The organism is Rhodococcus sp. Leaf278 (assembly GCF_001426085.1).
Classification (GTDB): Bacteria; Actinomycetota; Actinomycetes; order Mycobacteriales; family Mycobacteriaceae; genus Rhodococcoides.
The window spans coordinates 207,152-223,762 of sequence record NZ_LMRR01000041.1 but is presented as its reverse complement, the minus strand read 5'-3'; the positions used below and the strand labels follow the sequence as shown (position 1 = coordinate 223,762).

Genomic DNA, 16,611 nt, shown 5'->3' with positions numbered 1-16,611 from the left:
GTCAGCCGACCGCTGTGAGTTCGGCGGCGTCGACGACGCGTGAAGTGACCAGGTCCGCGAATGCGGGTGCGGAGCGAACCATGCCTTCTTCCTGCAGTATTCGCATCCAGCGGTCGCTGGCATCGCCGTCGATACGGACGGTGTCCCAGGTCTGCGACTGCTGAATCCGGCTGCATGCTGCAGAGAGCGTCGGCATTGCGATGTTCGGCCAGTGCTCGGCAAGCAACGGCTGGAGTTCGGTGACCGGGGTGGCCTTGACGGTGGCCATTGCGGCGTCGAGACCTGTCGCGAACTTCACCAGACGCTCTTCTAGCTCCTCGAAACGGTCTGTGCGGCAGTAGTACACGCTGTTCGGTCCTAGTCCGCCCACCTCGGCGTATTCGACGACGATGTGCCCGGTGCCGCGATCGGACATGATCTGGGCGGTGGTGATGTCGAGAATGATGGCATCGCCCAGGCCGTCCTCGAACAGTTCGACGAACATCGGCGTCGACAGGTCTCGCAAGAACGTGGTGCGCGACGAGTCGACGCCACTCTCGCGCATCATGCCTGCGGTGATCGCATACGGTGCGCTACCTCCGATTCCCGGAGCGAGCACGGTCTTTCCGGTGAGCATCGACCAGTCGAATCCACCCGGTGTCGGTTCCCGCATGACGAGGGCCTTGGGGAACTGGTGATTGAGCTGCGCGAAGACGGTGAGCTGTCGTGATGTGCCCCAGTACATTCCGGGTACCCACAGCCCGCCGAGTGCGATATCGGCTTCGCCGCTGGCGAGGTCGTCGAGCACGCCGGTCCACGGATCGCAGGCCTTGGCGTGGACGGACAAGCCGTTGTCCGCGAAGAGTCCGGCGTGATCGGCGTAGTACTCGGGGAGGTAGTTCAGTCCGTGCGCGGTAGCTGAGATGGACAATGATTCGGTCATGGTGTTCTCTTCCTTCTTTCGTGATGGGTCTCTGAATTACGCTGCTACGAGCTCCTTTTCGTTCACCGCCTCCAACGATCGGCCGAAGGTCTCCGGGCCGAACTTCGCGGCAACGACGAGGAGGACATACATGCCGGCGATCATCAGGAATACCCCGGCAACACCGGCGATATCGAAGAAGAAGAGTGCAGCGAACGGCATGACCGCGCCGGCGACGTTGCCGATTCCGTTGACCACCGAGGTGCCCATGCCTCGGATGGACGTCGGGAACAGTTCGGGTGTCCATACCGAGAGCATCGTGTTGAGCATCATCGTGAAGAACTGGAAGACTGCGCCGAGGATCAAGATGGTGGCGACGCTGTTCGCCAGAGTTGCGAAGGCGATGGCGGAGATGCAACCGAGAGTCGCAGCAGTCATGACGGTGGGGCGTCGACGGACGCGTCCGGCCAAATAGCATGCAGCGCATGCTCCGAACAGGCTGCCGATGTTCATGATCATGGTGAACAACAGTGAGTCGGTGAGGGAATAGCCGCGGGAGACCAACAGAATGGGCATCAGGAACAGCAGCGTGACCTGAGCGCCGAAGGACATCCACGACGCGGCTCCGACGGCAGCGGTACGACGTAGGTTCTGTCCCTTGAACACCTCGGCGTAGGAAGTTTTCTCGGTGCTGGGAAGAATGTCCTCGGCCGTCACGAACTGCTGTGTGGGCCCCGGGTTTCGGAGACCGGAGATGGAGCCGCTGGCCAGCCGAGTGAGGCTGCGGTTGGCCTCGTCGACCCGGCCTTTGGACATCAGGAATCGAGGAGACTCGGGCAGATAGCGACGGAAGAAGACCACCAAAACTGCAGGCAGCGCGAGGATTACGTAGGTCCAGCGCCAGGAGGTGTCGTCGCCGCCGAGCATGCCACCGAGCGGGCCCAGTACCAGCATGAAGAAGCCGAACGAGGCTATGTTGCCGATGCCACCGGACGAGATGTTGAGCGTCGCCAGCAACGAGCCGCGGTGTCGGGTTGCCACGAGCTCGGCGAGAATGGCCAAGCCAACGGTGAATTCGCCGCCGAGGCCGATGCCGACGATGAAGCGGCTGGCGAGCAACATCTCGTAGCTCACGGCCGCCGCACTGATCAGGCCGCCCAGCGTGTAGACGAGAAGGTTGAGGCTCAACGCAGTTCGGCGACCCCAGCGGTCTGCGATGTAGCCGCCGACGAGGCGTCCCACGAGGCCACCGATCACGGTGGCAGTGTTGACGAGGGTCAATTGTGCGTTACCGATTCCGAGTGATTCCTTGATGAGCGGTCCCATCGCTCCGGTCGAGTTCTGCTCCAGGCTGTCGAAGAACAAACCGGCCATCAGCAGCAGGATCACGGCACCCTGCACTCGGGTGAAGCCGATCCGATCGAGTGCATTGGTCAGTCCTGATGCGGGTTCTGATGGAGCCGGCGGCGTGGGTTCGTTCGGTGTGATGGGGGTGGGTGGGACGGATTCCGAGGTAGAGGCAGACATGGTGTGCTCCAGCGGGCTGGCAGGCACCGGCAACGGATGTTTCCGGTGAGTCGCCTCTCGTAACTCTCCGAAACGACTGCCTAATTTGTATACAAAATGTGTGTCATTTCAGTTATCTCCCGCTACGAACATGTTAAGGACTGGATATATCCCTCAAATGGTATACGACTTGGCGGTCAGGCCTGGCGCGGGGTGTCGTCCTCGTCGCGCCGGAGATGCTCGTCCATCAGGAACCCGGCCTGGACAGGTGAGCCGTTGAGGATTGCCGCCGCGAGAGCCGCGTGGTCATGGATCGACGCGCCTGGATCGTCGCCGAGCCCCCAAGCCACCCGGCGATTGACCCCGGCCAGCATCTCGCGCAGTTGATCGTTGCCTGCCGCGACGGCAACCAGGTCATGAAACGAGGTGGTCGCCTCTGGGGTGCGCGACTGCGACCGGGCGTGCTCGACGACCGCAGCAAGCTCCTCTGCGACGGAGCCGCCCCTGTTCTTGGCGGCAAGCTGAGCAGCCAACACCTCGAGCCCATGCCGGACCTCGAGCAGTTCCTTGTTCTCCTTGTGCAGCGTCGTCGAAACCGTCGCCCCCCTGTAACGCACGATGGTGACGAAACCTTCGGCCTGGAGCTGGGCGAGCGCTTCGCGCACAGGAACCCGAGAGACGCCGAACGCCTTGGCAATCGACTCCTCGACCAGCCGTTCACCGCCGACGCGACGACCGGACAGAATCTCGTCACGCAAGGTCTGGGCAATGATGCCGCCCGAGGATTCGCCATCTGGATGCACGAGGGAGAGTCTAGATCGGGCCGGGGGTGGGCCGAGCGGCTACGCGATGCCGATGGGCCGCCCGGTGGTGGAGTGGTTGGGGGTCCGTGCGGTTCGGGTGGGGCGGTGCTTTCGCAAACGCGAGCGCGTTTGCCAGACGCGAGGGGATTAGGGCCCGAATCGGACGCGATTTTGCGTGCGTTCAGCAAACGCGAGCGCGTTTGCGGAGGTGCGGATCGGGCGACCTAGGTTCGACGGCAGTCGACTCGCTACGCGACGTAGAGGTACAGAACTCCGGTGATCGCCCCGCCCAGGCATCCGACCGCGATATCGAGGGGAATCGAGCCGAAACTCGCTACCAGTCGAGCCAGGAGAAATCCGACCACCACCGCGGGAACCAATGCGAGGGCGTTGGTGTAGTCGCTGCGAGTGGCCCCGCCCTTCTTGCTCATGGGGCCGGTCATCACGTACTCGCGAAACGTTCGCTGGTTCGACACGTCGATCCTTCTGTGATGCAGTCGGTCCGTACGACGATATACCGAGCGGTCGATTTTGTACGACTCGAGCGAGAGGCGGGGACGCATTGCGTGCTTTAATTTTCTTAGTGGTGCTGGGTGTTGTGTACAAGTGGCCGATGTTCGGCGAAAGTCCCGATGAGTGGTCGGCACTGTCGCAGGGCATCGCCCTCGGTGCGATCGTGAGTACGGTCGTGACACCCGCGGGCTGGAGAGCCATCCGTCGCATCAGAACTCGCCTGGACGGTTCGTACAGATCGGATTCCGAAGTTCCTGAGTGAAATCGGGTGCATTTGACCGCGCTCACCGCGGCTAGTTGCACCCAATTCGACGTTCTATGTCCGAAAAGGGGTGGCGGAGACGCGTCAGCTCACGCGCAGGCGTGGTTTCCGTCGACAGCGGCCACGAAAAAGTAATCAGTGGTCGAGCGTGTCGTCCCCTGCTAGTTACTGTGCGATCAGCGCGCCGCAGAGCGGAACGAGGAGACCAGGGTGGCGGCAACGGTCGCGAGAAAGACTGCTGAATACGTGAATTGAACGGCCGCCTCGAATGCGGGTGATCCCTCGAACATGAAGATTCCGATTGCTTTGATTCCGCGGTAGTCGGTGAAATACCAGGCGATCATGGGTGCAGTCACCGCTACTGGCACCACCCAGCTCCACCAGTTGGGACGGCGGATCGCGTAATCGAGGGCGACGATGACCAACGGGATGCACCACACCCAGTGGTGACCCCATGCGAAGGGCGACACCATCGGCGTCGCGAGCCCGCAGATCACCAACGCCAGCAACGTCTTACCCGCTTTGTGAACGCGTGCAGCTGTCCACAAGGCGAGGGCGGCAACGGCCGCGGCAATGAGAAACCACACCAGGAACGGCGGTGTGTGGCCCGGCCACAGGCGAGCCAGGGCTCCGTGAATCGATTGGTTCGCCGGCGATGCGAGTGCCCCGATTCGTTCGGAGTCGACCATGGTCGCGGTCCAGAACTTCCAGGAATCGGAGGGAATGATCAGGAATCCGGCCGCAACGGTGGCGGTGAATGCTGCAGTGGCGGTGAGCGCTGCGCGCCAGTCCCTGATGGAGAGTAGATGCAGGACGAAGAAGGCGGGAGTCAGCTTGAGTCCAGCAGCAATTCCTACACCGACACCGCGCAGGCGGCCGCCCTGGCCTCGGCTGAGATCGAACAGCACCAACACGAGCAGCAGAAGGTTGATCTGTCCGAGCCAGATGGTCATGCGCACGGGCTCGAGCCAAGTGAACGCGATCGCCATCGGTGCGCTGACGAGATACATTGCCCCGCTGCGGTATCCGAGGGCTCGCCAGCTCAGAACCACCGTGGCATAGATCAATAGAGCATTGATCACCTGAAGCAGTGTCACCGCGCTCGTCACGCTCACAAGCGCAAGCGGTGTGAAGACCAAGGCCGCGAAGGGCGGGTAGGTGAAAGGCAATCCGATGTCGAACAGTGCGAACTCGTACAGTGGCTGGCCCTGCAGGACTACGTCGCCGCCATGACGGTAGACGATGGTGTCTATCCCGTTGCCGAAGAGGCCGAACGGAACTGTCCATCCCAGGAAATATGCATGCGCTGCGATGGCGATGCATGCTGCAAGGACCGATCCCGCCAGCCATCGAGGACCGAAGCGATTCGGCGTGGTGCGAGCTCGGTGGATCGGATCGTCCAGTGCACGTGTGCCTTCGATGAACGACCCTCGCCCAGCATGCATGTGCGATCCAGTTTCGGTTCGCAGCGGCATGTAGCTGGACGACGTCATGAAAGTCACGATAGAACGTCGTGACTGCGACCAGGGAGTCGACACGGACTGATCGGTCGTTTTTTAGTGCAGTCACCGCGCAGCGTGGAACCCGGGCCCGGAGCGATGGCGGAAATCAGACCCCGTGCTGGTTTATCGCCGTGAACGAGGAGTTCGGTTGGTATCGCCTGTGATTCGAGGAACCGAACCGCTGGCGACGTCCGGAAGGTCGCCGGTTGAGGTACGTGCCGTTCCTGCCGACGACTCCGATCGCGGCGGACGTGTTCTGACGAATTGCCCGGCTATCGAACCTACGAGCGCGATGCCGAAACCTGCGCATTGCAGTCCGGTCATGTTCTGTCCCAACACAACCCATCCAATAACCGCGGCCGTCAGAGGGCTCAGTACGCCGAGGAGTGTGACCTTGGCGGTAGGAAGAGCGCGAGCACCGCGAAACCACAGTGAATAGGCCAAGGCACCACCTATCACTGCGAGCCAGGCGTAGCCGACTACAGCTTCGGTATCGATTGCCCATGGGCCGTTGTCGACGATCGGAATCAGCGGGGTAATGGCAATGCCGCCGACAAGTAGCTGCCATGCAGTGGAATTGAGTGGGCTGGTGTCGGGTGGCACGCCCCATCGCTTCGTAAGGGCGACGCCGGTCGCCATGCTGACGGCTCCGACAACTGCGGCCGCGAGGCCGGTGGCGTCGAGTCGGATTGCACCGGACACTGCCGTCAACGCAACCCCGATGACGGCCATCGCTGCCAAGCCAACTTGGATGGGCCGCGGCCGTCCCCAGCCGAAGATCATCGATATCGCGACGACGACAAGCGGCTGTGCGGACCCTACGACGGCGGCGACGCCACCGGGCAGCCGGTAGGCGGCCACGAACAGCATCGGGAAGAACAAGCCGATGTTGAGAAGGCCGAGGGCCGCGTCTTCAGTCGCCACCCCGTGCTGGGGATGCCCGGTGCAATGAGCAACAGAAGCAGCCCGGCGGGCACCGCACGCAGCACGCTGGCGGTCATCGGCCGATCGGGAGGGAGGAGTTCGGTGGTCACAAGGTATGTCGTTCCCCAGAGGATCGGCGCGAGGGCGGCAGCGGCCGTCAACCCGAGAGTTGAGGGCGCGATGTCACGCGGGAGGCGTCGGGCATCGGTTGCTTGTGACTGCATGCGAGGCGTTCGCATTGGGGCTCATCTCCGGGGTGCTTTCGGAAACATCTTAACGTTGAACTATCTAGCGTTGAACGTAGGGCTGGCGTGGCAGAATGTCAAACAATTAAGCGCTGAAGTATTGAAGGGTGGTCGACCGATGGCGGATGAAGCTCTCGATGCAGTGGACCGGATAGTCCAGCAGTGGCACGCCGAGCGACCCGATGTCGACGTCAGCCCTATGGCCGTTATCGGTCGCATCAGTCGGGCAGCGTCCGTTCTGGACAAGCGCACGCAGGCAGTGCTGATCGAATTCGGTTTGCAGCCAGGAGAATTCGATCTCATCGCGACGCTTCGTCGGGCCGGGGCTCCCCATCGCCTCACCGTCGGACAGCTGTTGGACAGCGCAATGGTGACGTCTGGCGCTGTCACGCACCGCTTGAACCGGCTGACCGACAAAGGACTGATCGAACGAGAAATCGACCCCACCAACCGCCGAGTGGTCATCGTGCAATTGACGCCGGCCGGAGTTGCTGCAGTGGATGCCGCGCTGCCCGCGCATGTGGCCAACGAGGAAGCTCTGCTCGGTTCGCTGAATCCGGGCGAGCGAAGCCAACTTGCAGACTTGTTGAAGCGGCTGCTCCTGGATCTTCGGTAGAGGTGCGGCGATCGGGCACTCGCACAGGGCCTTCCGCATCTCAATCAACTGTGGTACTTGTTGATGCATGAACACATTCGACACGTCGAAAGGCGCATGAGCGCCCGTAGTCACAGCATCTTCGGTCTCTGGACACCGAGGTGTGCATCATGAAGCTTGCCGAGGCCCTCGCTGAACGAGGAGAACTGATCAAGCGCACCGAACATCTGAAAGTTCGAATTCTGGCGAATGCCCGCCACCAGGAGGGTGAGTCACCGGCCGAGGATGCATCGATTCTGTTGTCGGAGTATGCATCTGCACTCGATCGACTCGAAGTGCTCATCCGCCGAATCAACAGGACCAACAGTGCCGCGATCATGCGGGACGGAACCATCACCGATGCCCTCGCATCCCGTGACGTGCTGCGTATGCGGCACAAGGCGATTTCCGCGGCGGCGGATGCGGCATCGGGACGGGATCAGGAGCGTCGGTACGGTCCCCGTCAACTACGGTCGGAGTTGGTGTGCGTCGCAGCGCTTCCGGTTGCCGAATTACGCTCTACTGCAGACGATATTGCTAGACGAATCCGGCTGGTGGATCTGGAGATCCAACGCGTGAACTGGGAGTTCGATCTGATCGAGTAGTGAGCGAGGTGCCGGGTAGTAGGTAGTTTTCGATCGAGGCGAGCACGTGCCGTGGCCGGCGGTTTCCGGCCCTTCTCCTGCGTGGTGAGCAGCGTCAACGGGTATCTACCCGATCACATTGCAGCTCAGTACAATTGATGGAGGACAGCGCACATCACACATCGCATTACCGTGTGCTGATCGAACGGGAACGAGGGTGGGCAAGGGGCCACCCGGCATCAAGGTCTCCGCGGCTGTTCGCGGCTAGTCTGAACAGAATGAAGACTCCATCGATATCACTCGAACGGCCCGCCCTGATCGTCATCGACGTGCAGGCCGGATTCGACGATTCGGACTTCTGGGGACCGCGGGACAACCTGTTGTGCGAGAGCAATATCGCTGCACTCGTGGATAAGTGGAAGTCGGAATCGTGGCCGACCGTGTTCGTTCGACACGACTCCGACAACCCGCAGTCTCCATTGTCGCCGGCGAGTGCGGGGCATGCCTTCAAGGAGATCATCGATGGGACGCCGGATCTGTTGGTCAGCAAGCGAGTCAACTCGAGCTTCTACGGCACGCCGGATCTGGACGCCTGGCTTCGGAGCGAAGGCATCGAGCAAGTGGTGATCTGCGGGATCACCACCAATCACTGCTGCGAGACCACCGCGCGGATGGCAGGCAACCTCGGCTACGACACCTATTTCGTCATCGACGCGACCCATACCTTCGATCGCGTCGCACTCGACGGAACCACCGTGCCTGCTGCGACGTTGTCGGCCATGACGGCGACAAACCTGCATGGCGAATTCGCAACGGTGGTTACGGCTGCTGACCTACTTTCGTTGTGATGCTGTGCGTGCGGTCAGAGACTCGATCGTCTCGCTATCAACCCCCGGGCTGCGGAGATCGCGGCGACCAACGCGACGAACGCTACGGCGACGACGGTTGATGCTGTGTCGGGGCTCGAGTCGTTCAACAGCAACCACACCCAGGTGAGAACGCCGACGACGAGCCCGGCCACGGTGCCGTGAAGGTTAGCAACGGATTGTGTGGGTTCCTTCGAGAGCGTTTTCCTCAGCAATCGATCGGCGACTCTTGTCGCTGCCACCGCGAAGAAGCTCACGATCGCTCCCGGGATGAGGGACAGAACAACGAAGACCGCGCCGAACAGAACCACGGCTGGATTCGACAAGATCGCTCGAAGATCGACACCGATGAAGGTAACGGCGAGTGCAAAAGCCAGCGAGATCGGAAACCACACCGCCGACTCACGCCGGAAGCTCACCGGTTGTCGCTGCACACGGTTGTTTTCGTCGCCGTCGCTACTCATCGTCGCGGTGTGACAGAGCCGGGGGTGTCCCGTTCTGGATCATTTCGTACAGCTTCTTGATGGCCGCGTACACCTCGACTGGCTCGACGTAGCTGTTCTTTTCGCGCATGGCACTTTCCAGTGCTTCACCGTCCTCGATGTGTTCGGGAACCAGTACGTGCCAACGGTATCCACGGGGTCGCAAACGGATACCGGCCTCGGCCAGATAGGAATTGACGTCGTCGTTCTCGGCCCTCATGTCGTCTTCGGTGTAGGGCTCGAACCACACTTCCGTAGGCGGTTCGCTGGGGTGACCGCGGGTTACCTTGACGGGAGGGTGCGCGGACACGGGGTAGGGAGTTCGGTAGCAGCGTCGGGGTCCAGCGACCCACGCAGTCAGCGCCCCATGTGCATTCGGGATGACCTCAACGTATCTGCCGGCCGGCAGACCGTCGGGAATCTCGCCGTCGGCCTCTGCCGTCTGAAAGGCACTCCAGTACTGGGCCATCTCATTGCTCCTTGTGCACTGTGAGGACGAGTGCGCGAAGCGGACAGTACAACATCAGATGTATGCCGTCGCGACCATGGCCACGCCCACTACCGCGGTGGTACTGAGTGCCGTACCGATGGCGTTGTAGGCCGCGAGTCCGTACCGTCGCCGTTCGAGTAGTCGCACGGTCTCCACACTTGCTGTGCTGAAAGTGGTGTAGCCACCACAGAATCCGACGCCGACTATGGCCTGCACCTGTTCCGGAGCCGATCTGAACGCGACGAGCCCCGCCACGACACCGAGCACGGCCGAACCGGTGACGTTGATGAACACTGTCGCGTAGGGAAATTCGGACTTCAGCCGCGATCGAACGACGCCGTCGAGCACGAATCTGCTCACTGCCCCTGCGCTTCCGGCAAGAACGACCCACAGCGCGATCATCGCTCTTCCTCCGCCCGGCTGCCGAACCGCTGGGCGAGAACGATGCCCGCTCCGGCGGCGAACGTACCGATCACCACGCTGACGGTCATGTACACCGCGGCAGCGACCACGCGATGATCCCGTAGCAACTCCACGGTCTCGAGAGCGAACGAGCTGTACGTGGTGTACGAGCCGAGTACCCCCGTCCCGATGCACAGCCGGATCCGGCGTCGCCATCCCTGGTCCGGGCCGGACAGTGCGAGGCGCTCCAACAGCATTCCGAGAACGAACGCACCGGTGAGGTTGATGATGAGGGTGGTGAACGGGAACGAGCCTCCGCCGGCCGGGTACGCGGACTCCGCGCCGTAGCGAATGCCGGTGCCTACCAGGCCACCAAGAGCTACCGCGGCAATTGCTGCTGGTTGCAGATGCAGTGGACGCGATGAGCCCGGGCTGTCGGGGTCCACCGGCATGGATCGGTCGGCGGAGGTACCGCCGCGCGTCTCGTCGAAATCGTTCATCGAACCTCTCCCTATCTGCGGACATGCTAGTGCCGAGACAGGGACTGTTGTCGGTCCGAAGACCGAGGTTCGGTTACGGCGAGCCCCACCGCCGCTGCGCGCACAGGCGCGTGTTCATGATGACACACTGCCGTGCGACTCCACCGCAGTGGCACGGTCAAGTGCCCTGGTTGGCACCTACCCGCACCACTGCCGAAGGCACTGGACCGTCGTAACGGGCGATCGGGCGAATGATCTTGCTGTCGTGCGACTGTTCGACGATGTTGGCGCACCACCCCACCATCCGACTGCACGCGAATGTCGGTGTGAACATGGATCGCGGAATTCCACACTGTTCCATCACGACGCCGGCGTAATACTCCACATTGGCGTACAGCTTTCGATCCGGCTTGAGATCTGCGAGCGCAGCAGTGATGACCTTCTCGACCTGCACAGCCTTGTCGATGAGCCCTCCTCCCATCTCTTGTGCTGTCTCGCGCAGCATCACCGATCGGGGGTCATCGGTTCGGTACACCGGATGACCGAAGCCCATGATGCGTTCGCCTGCAGTGATTTTGGAGCGTGCCCAGGCATCTGCGGAATCTATGTCGGCAATTTCGTCCAGCCCGTCGAGTGCGCGATCCGGTGCACCCCCGTGCAATGGGCCGGCGAACGCCCCGATCGCGGCGCACACCGCGGACGCGATGTCCGACCCCGTCGACGCGACCACTCGTGCGGTGAATGTCGAGGCGTTGAATCCGTGATCGATCGTGGCGGTGAGATAGCGGTCGACGGCTCGGGCGCTGGCGGCGTCGGGCACTTCTCCGGTGATCATGAACAGCCAGTTCTGCGCTGTCGTCAGGTCTTCGCGTAGCTCGACGGGTTGCTGGCCGGAGCGAATCCTGTGCACAGCAGCCAAAATGGTCGGAGTCATCGCGCACAGGCGCAAAGCCGTAGTCCGTTTGTCCGCCTCCGACGACTCATACAGCGGTACCGACCCCGCAAGACCGGACAGCACCGTCCGCAACGCCAAGAGGGGCTGCGCAGGTCCTGATCGCGCCACCGTCTTCACGGCGGCGGCGATGTCGTCCGGTAGCACTCGCAGAGGTGCCACCGCCTGCAGGAACTCTGCGCGCTCGGTATCGCTCGGCAGTCGACCGTCGACCATCAGGAACCAGGCGTCTTCGAACGTGCCCGTCAGGGCCAGGTCGATGGCCGAGTACTGGCGGTAGTGATAAAACCCTTCGTCACCTCGCACGTCCCCGATCGAGGTGGTGGTGACGACGACGTTGTGCAGCCCGCGTGGGGCTTCGAGAACGCTCATGACTGATCTCCTTTGTCCTGGTCAACCCCCACGATCCGCGTTAGTGTTGATTGTTGTCAATGTTGATTCCGTCAATGCGAAAGATGAACATGACGTCGAACGACGGCCGAAATCTGCTCACCACGGCCCAAGCCGCAGCGCGACTGGGCGTCAAGCCGGAGACTGTCTATGCCTATGTCAGCCGCGGGCTGCTGACCAGTACTCGACTGCCCGGGGTGCGGGGGAGCGTATTCGACGTCGACGAGGTGGAAGCACTCGCCGGCCGCGACACAGCCCGTCGCACCGATATCGGTGCAGTGGAGCGTATTCGGACTCAGACCACACTGATCGACGACGGTCATCTGTACTACCGGGGGCGCGATGCCGTCCAACTCAGTTCTCGCTCTTTCGAGTCGGTTGCCCACTTCGTCTGGACGGGTGAGCTGCTCGAAGAAGTGCGATTTGTGGCCGATTCCGCTGTGGTGGAACGATGTCGACATGCAATCGCGGCGATGGCACCGGACTGTCGCTCGATCGATCGCATACGGATCGCCGTCGACGTAGCGGCCACCTACAGTCCGATGCGATTCGATATCGGCTCCGCCTCTGTGGTGCGCGAAGCGCGGCAGCTGCTGGCCACGGTGGGCGCGGCTCTTGGCGGGCAGTCTCCGGAAGTATCGGTGGCGGAATCCGTTTGGGCGGCAGTGAAGTCCGATGCATCCGATCCAGGTGGACGCGTCCCGCTGCAGGCCGCGTTGGTGTTGATGGCCGATCATGGTCTGGCGGCCTCGACTCTCGGTGTTCGCGTGGCGGCGAGTACCCGTGCCAATTTGTACTCGGTTCTCGCGGCAGGACTCGGGTGCATCGACGGCCCCCTGCACGGTTCCGCTGCGGACCCCGTGTACAGGTTCTTGGCGACTGCGATCGATGATCCGATCACAGCTCTGGCAACACAATTGAGGTCAGGAGCGCATATCTCGGGATTCGGGCACGTGGTGTACACCGACCGAGATCCACGTGCCGAGGAACTGCTTCGGTTGCTCAGAGATCCTGTACACGGTGCCGACCCCTCGGTGATCGAGGCTGCGGATGTCGTCATCGGCGAGGTGAGCGAACGGTTCGATACCTTTCCCAACTCGGACTTTGCTCTTGCCACGTTTGCCCTTGCCTACGGACTCAGAGCGGACACGCCGGAGATGGTGTTCGCACTCGCCCGAATCGTCGGGTGGACGGCGCACGCCCTCGAGGAGTACGAGGAGGCATCTCTGCGCTTTCGAGTGCCGGGCATCTACACAGGAACCCGGCCGGGGGCCTACTGAGGCATCGAGCAATCCACCATCGCGAATGCGGAGCACAATTGTGCTCGGGCCGAATCTATCTCGGCCGGCTTTCCGGCGAGGTGGTGCAGAAGGGCCCGCTGAAAGATGCCGTCCAAAAGGACGTACGCCGACGCTCGATCGAGAGAAGGCATGGTTCCGCGGAGCTCGCAGTAACGAGCGACCACGCGCCAGATCATGTCCACTCGGCGTTCTTCGATCTCGAGCACCTCGGCACGGAACGAGTCGTCGAACAGGGCTTGATTCCGGAGGTCGTACCAGAGTCGGTGGATGCCGGCGTCCGCAGCCAGAGTGGCGAAGTACTTGGCCTCGAAGTCCGCGTAGAGACCCGACGCGTCGACCGCGTTGGCTACCACCTCGTCGTAGCGAGTGACACAGATGGCCTCGTACTGGCGAACTGCGTGCGTGATGAGGTCGAGCTTGTCGGTGAAGTAATAGTGCAGGACGCCATGCGAGAACTCGGAATTCTGCGCGATCTCTCGTAGCGACGTGCGCGCATAACCCAGCTCGGCCAGCGTGTGCAGCGTGGCCTGAGCCAGTTCGGTTCGTTTGGACTCGAATTTGTTGCGAGCCCGCTCTTCGATACGCGCGCGCGGATCGACCGTGTGTGTCATGGTCCGGCTCCTCTCCGCGCGTTGGCGTCCCAGTGTATGCCCGACGGTTGTCGACATCGCTGGTGTAAGTCGTGTTCCCCGTCGTCATCCCAGGGCGACGGGGAGCAACCCTCGGGGCATCTCGGACGCGATGTCGGCCAACGCGTCGTCCAGCGTCGGATACCGAAACTCGAAACCGCTGTCTGCCAGCACATGTGGATCCACCCACCGGCTCTTCAGGACCAGCTCGGCCTCGGTGCGGATCACCCGCGCACCGAACTGCAGCAGCCACGCCGGAGTCGGTAGACCGTGACTGCGACCCAGAGCATTCCTGACCTGCTGCATCATGTCCTCATTGGTCACCGGAAACGGTGTGGCGACGTTGACGGGGCCGGAAATGCCCCGGGTTTCGTAGAGATGGTCGAGAACCCGGGCAACGTCCGCGACGTGCACCCAACTGAATATCTGACCGCCGTCGCCCATCGTGCCACCGAGCCCCACTCGCGCCAGGTCGATGATCGGATTGATGGCCCCGCCACCTGCGCCCAACACGATCGACATGCGCAGCGCCACTCTTCGAATGGCGACGTCCGCGTCGAAAAGCTCACGCTCCCACGCTCGGGCGACCTCGACCGAAAATCCGGATCCCAATTCGCCGGTTCGCTCGTCCATCGGCCGGTCACGGGAATCGCGATAGATCGTTCCGGTGCTGGCATTGACCCACAAGTCGGGTGGGTTCGGTACCTGCGCCAAGGCGCGTCCCAGTTGGGCAGTCGTCTGAATGCGCGACGACAGGATCTCGTCTGCGTTCTTCTTGTTGTAGCGGCAGCTCACCGACCGCCCCGCCAGATTGACGACCAGATCGGCACCGTCGAGAACATCGACGATACTGCGGTGGTCGGACCACGTTGCGTCGCTCGATGTTCCGCGGCCGATGGTCTTGACTCGGATACCGCGTTCTTGGTAGTAGCGACGCAGGTAGCCGCCGATGTAGCCGGAGGCACCGCAGATGACGACGGTCGATAGTGAATCGTTCACTGGTCCAACCCTTCCGAAGAGGTCATTCGTTTCAAGAGACCGGCCACGTCGGTGACCAACCCTCGCGCCACGGGGAGGCGCGCAAGGCGTACGGCCTTGGATACGACGGGTACGAGCCCGTCGACCAGAGCGCGGGTGCGTCGCTGGTTGTCCGAGGAGTCGGTCACCCAGTGCAGAGTGACCCCCATGTAGATCATCCAGAGCAGCGTCGGGAGAGCGTCTTTCAGCGACGTGGGGATCCTCTGTTTCGACGTGTCCAGGGTGGTTCGCATGAGGTCGATCGCCATGGACCTGGCGTCGGACGATTCTTCCGAGAACGGACTGGAACTCGTGCTCGTCGGCAATGCCAAATGCAGGAAGGAACCACCGAACGCGTGATAGGGCTCCATCACGTCCAGGCCGGAATGCAGTACGGCGGCGAGATTCTCCGACAGTGAGCCACCCTCGACGAGAACGCTGAGCGCACGCTCGCGATGATCGCGCTGAATCACCATGTACAGCTCGTTGACGAGCTCATCCTTGCCTGCGAAATAGTAGTAGGTATTGCCGAGCGAGACGCCTGCTTCGTCGGCGATGCGACGCATCGTGGTCGCCTGATACCCCTCTTCGCGGAAGAGGCGCAGAGCTACCTCGACCACCTTGTCGCGCGTGTCGGACGTGCGTGCCATCGATCGGCCCCATTTCTGAACGTGTTCAAACCGACCATAGACCGGTGTTTGAACATGTTCAAGTCCCACGTGTGTGACTGGGTTCGTGCACTCACGACGTCGGTGCAGGTTCGAATTTCGGCAGAACGTCGCCGCCCGTCGTCGTAGGGTCGCTGCTATGAATCCAGAACGTGTGGTGGCGAGTCGACATGTGGCTCGAGTTATCAGATGCACACCTGAGCAGGTGTACGAATTCGCAGTCGATCCCGCGAACTTGCCCACATGGGCAGCAGGACTGGCGAACAGTCCCGTGACCATCGACGGCGATCGACTCATCGCCGAATCTCCGATGGGAAGCGTGACAGTCCGCTTCGTGCCCCGCAACGACCTCGGCGTCCTCGACCATGACGTCACGCTGCCGTCGGGGACGGTCGTGAACAATCCTGTACGGGTGCTGAGCCATCCGAATGGCGCGGAAATTCTGTTCACGGTCCGTCAGATCGAGCTCAGTGACGAGGAATTCGAGCGCGATCTCGACATGGTCGCCGAAGATCTGAAGAGACTCGCGGAGGTGTTGGAAGCTCAGTGACCATGCGCGTCCATCAGCGCTTCTCGCCACGGCCCGGTCGGGTGCACCGATACGAAACTCTCTAAGCGACTCCGAGGATTGCGCCCGCTATTGTCGATGCCGTGAGGTGGTAGCTCGCGGTGACAGCTCCGAAAACGAACGGCTGCGGAGTGTTGGGCGTCAGTGCATTGGTCAACGATGCTGCCGCGGAGGCGAATCCGACACCCAGACCGACCACTAGACCAGCTGTCACGCTGCCCGAATCGATGGTGCCGAGAGCGAGAGCAATCACGATGGTCGTCGCGACAGAGCAGCAGAACGGAACCACGTAGTAAGACAGCGGGAATCGACCTCCCGTCTGTTCACGATCATGCCCGATCGAGCGATCCCACGCGCGTCCGAACAACGGTCCGAACCACAGCGCGCCGAGGGCGTAGTACGCAACGGCCGCCGCGGCGATGTGCAGCAAGTTCACGATTTTCCTCCTGGGCGGACAACAATTCAGTATTCAGTGGTCACGACGTGATCGTCT

At 62.0% G+C, this 16,611-nt stretch carries 20 protein-coding genes; 5 read left to right on the top strand and 15 right to left on the bottom strand.

The window, feature by feature from the left end; translation table 11 throughout:
- Position 1: 1 nt before the first annotated feature.
- The 6 genes from ASG84_RS21515 to ASG84_RS21485 all read right to left on the bottom strand — a co-directional run bounded on the left by ASG84_RS21515 (position 2) and on the right by ASG84_RS21485 (position 6,411).
- The gene (locus ASG84_RS21515; RefSeq protein WP_057479007.1) at positions 2 to 922 is read right to left on the bottom strand and encodes an ABC transporter substrate-binding protein; all 921 of its coding nucleotides are present in this window, start codon (positions 920 to 922) and stop codon (positions 2 to 4) included.
- Positions 923 to 958: 36 nt separating this feature from the next.
- Positions 959 to 2,428 carry an MFS transporter gene (locus ASG84_RS21510; RefSeq protein ID WP_200936650.1) on the bottom strand — a complete coding sequence of 490 codons (1,470 nt, stop codon included), beginning with the start codon at positions 2,426 to 2,428 and terminating at the stop codon, positions 959 to 961.
- A 176-nt stretch (positions 2,429 to 2,604) separates the two neighbouring features.
- Complete coding sequence (locus tag ASG84_RS21505) at positions 2,605 to 3,210, bottom strand: GntR family transcriptional regulator (RefSeq protein ID WP_057479006.1); 606 nt, start codon at positions 3,208 to 3,210, stop codon at positions 2,605 to 2,607.
- 248 nt (positions 3,211 to 3,458) lie between these two features.
- Complete coding sequence (locus ASG84_RS21500; protein ID WP_057479005.1) at positions 3,459 to 3,686, bottom strand: hypothetical protein; 228 nt, start codon at positions 3,684 to 3,686, stop codon at positions 3,459 to 3,461.
- Between the two features lie 475 nt (positions 3,687 to 4,161).
- Positions 4,162 to 5,478, bottom strand: coding sequence for a glycosyltransferase 87 family protein (locus ASG84_RS21490; RefSeq protein WP_235581775.1), 1,317 nt, complete (start codon positions 5,476 to 5,478; stop codon positions 4,162 to 4,164).
- Positions 5,479 to 5,610: 132 nt separating this feature from the next.
- Positions 5,611 to 6,411, bottom strand: a complete 801-nt coding sequence (locus ASG84_RS21485) for an EamA family transporter (protein WP_200936649.1) — start codon at positions 6,409 to 6,411, stop codon at positions 5,611 to 5,613.
- A 363-nt stretch (positions 6,412 to 6,774) separates the two neighbouring features.
- Between ASG84_RS21485 and ASG84_RS21480 the strand changes: the two genes are divergently transcribed.
- The 3 genes from ASG84_RS21480 (at position 6,775) to ASG84_RS21470 (ending at position 8,722) form a co-directional block, all read left to right on the top strand.
- Positions 6,775 to 7,272, top strand: a complete 498-nt coding sequence (locus tag ASG84_RS21480) for a MarR family winged helix-turn-helix transcriptional regulator (protein WP_057479003.1) — start codon at positions 6,775 to 6,777, stop codon at positions 7,270 to 7,272.
- Between the two features lie 149 nt (positions 7,273 to 7,421).
- The gene (locus ASG84_RS21475) at positions 7,422 to 7,895 is read left to right on the top strand and encodes a DIP1984 family protein (RefSeq protein ID WP_057479002.1); all 474 of its coding nucleotides are present in this window, start codon (positions 7,422 to 7,424) and stop codon (positions 7,893 to 7,895) included.
- 257 nt (positions 7,896 to 8,152) lie between these two features.
- Entirely contained in the window at positions 8,153 to 8,722 is a 570-nt protein-coding gene (locus ASG84_RS21470) for a cysteine hydrolase family protein (protein ID WP_057479001.1), read from the top strand.
- Between the two features lie 14 nt (positions 8,723 to 8,736).
- Here the strand turns inward: ASG84_RS21470 and ASG84_RS21465 are convergent, their stop codons facing one another.
- From ASG84_RS21465 to ASG84_RS21445, 5 genes are all read right to left on the bottom strand, one after another.
- Positions 8,737 to 9,204 carry a hypothetical protein gene (locus tag ASG84_RS21465; RefSeq protein ID WP_057479000.1) on the bottom strand — a complete coding sequence of 156 codons (468 nt, stop codon included), beginning with the start codon at positions 9,202 to 9,204 and terminating at the stop codon, positions 8,737 to 8,739.
- Positions 9,197 to 9,691, bottom strand: a complete 495-nt coding sequence (locus tag ASG84_RS21460) for a DUF5956 family protein (protein WP_057478999.1) — start codon at positions 9,689 to 9,691, stop codon at positions 9,197 to 9,199. The genes ASG84_RS21465 and ASG84_RS21460 overlap by 8 nt, the downstream gene beginning before the upstream one ends.
- A 54-nt stretch (positions 9,692 to 9,745) precedes the next feature.
- Positions 9,746 to 10,114 carry a fluoride efflux transporter CrcB gene (gene crcB, locus ASG84_RS21455; RefSeq protein ID WP_057478998.1) on the bottom strand — a complete coding sequence of 123 codons (369 nt, stop codon included), beginning with the start codon at positions 10,112 to 10,114 and terminating at the stop codon, positions 9,746 to 9,748.
- Positions 10,111 to 10,614 carry a fluoride efflux transporter FluC gene (locus tag ASG84_RS21450; RefSeq protein WP_057478997.1) on the bottom strand — a complete coding sequence of 168 codons (504 nt, stop codon included), beginning with the start codon at positions 10,612 to 10,614 and terminating at the stop codon, positions 10,111 to 10,113. Before ASG84_RS21450 ends, crcB begins: the two co-directional genes overlap by 4 nt.
- Before the next feature lie 157 nt (positions 10,615 to 10,771).
- Positions 10,772 to 11,917, bottom strand: coding sequence for a citrate/2-methylcitrate synthase (locus tag ASG84_RS21445; protein WP_057478996.1), 1,146 nt, complete (start codon positions 11,915 to 11,917; stop codon positions 10,772 to 10,774).
- An 89-nt stretch (positions 11,918 to 12,006) separates the two neighbouring features.
- Between ASG84_RS21445 and ASG84_RS21440 the strand changes: the two genes are divergently transcribed.
- Positions 12,007 to 13,215: a citrate/2-methylcitrate synthase gene (locus tag ASG84_RS21440; RefSeq protein ID WP_235581774.1), complete on the top strand. Its 1,209-nt coding sequence runs from the start codon at positions 12,007 to 12,009 to the stop codon at positions 13,213 to 13,215.
- Here the strand turns inward: ASG84_RS21440 and ASG84_RS21435 are convergent.
- The 3 genes from ASG84_RS21435 to ASG84_RS21425 all read right to left on the bottom strand — a co-directional run bounded on the left by ASG84_RS21435 (position 13,209) and on the right by ASG84_RS21425 (position 15,532).
- Positions 13,209 to 13,847, bottom strand: coding sequence for a TetR/AcrR family transcriptional regulator (locus ASG84_RS21435; RefSeq protein WP_057478994.1), 639 nt, complete (start codon positions 13,845 to 13,847; stop codon positions 13,209 to 13,211). The two genes, ASG84_RS21440 and ASG84_RS21435, sit on opposite strands and share 7 nt — an antisense overlap.
- Before the next feature lie 84 nt (positions 13,848 to 13,931).
- The gene (locus tag ASG84_RS21430) at positions 13,932 to 14,864 is read right to left on the bottom strand and encodes a TIGR01777 family oxidoreductase (protein WP_057478993.1); all 933 of its coding nucleotides are present in this window, start codon (positions 14,862 to 14,864) and stop codon (positions 13,932 to 13,934) included.
- A complete protein-coding gene (locus ASG84_RS21425) occupies positions 14,861 to 15,532 on the bottom strand; it encodes a TetR/AcrR family transcriptional regulator (protein WP_057478992.1) in 672 nt (223 codons plus the stop codon). Before ASG84_RS21425 ends, ASG84_RS21430 begins: the two co-directional genes overlap by 4 nt.
- A 157-nt stretch (positions 15,533 to 15,689) precedes the next feature.
- Here ASG84_RS21425 and ASG84_RS21420 point away from each other — a divergent pair, with 157 nt between their 5' ends.
- A complete protein-coding gene (locus ASG84_RS21420) occupies positions 15,690 to 16,100 on the top strand; it encodes an SRPBCC family protein (protein WP_200936648.1) in 411 nt (136 codons plus the stop codon).
- A gap of 61 nt (positions 16,101 to 16,161) precedes the next feature.
- Here the strand turns inward: ASG84_RS21420 and ASG84_RS21415 are convergent, their stop codons facing one another.
- Positions 16,162 to 16,554 (bottom strand): DUF1761 domain-containing protein, encoded by a 393-nt coding sequence (locus ASG84_RS21415; protein ID WP_057478990.1) that lies wholly within the window; start codon positions 16,552 to 16,554, stop codon positions 16,162 to 16,164.
- Between the last annotated feature and the right edge of the window lie 57 nt (positions 16,555 to 16,611).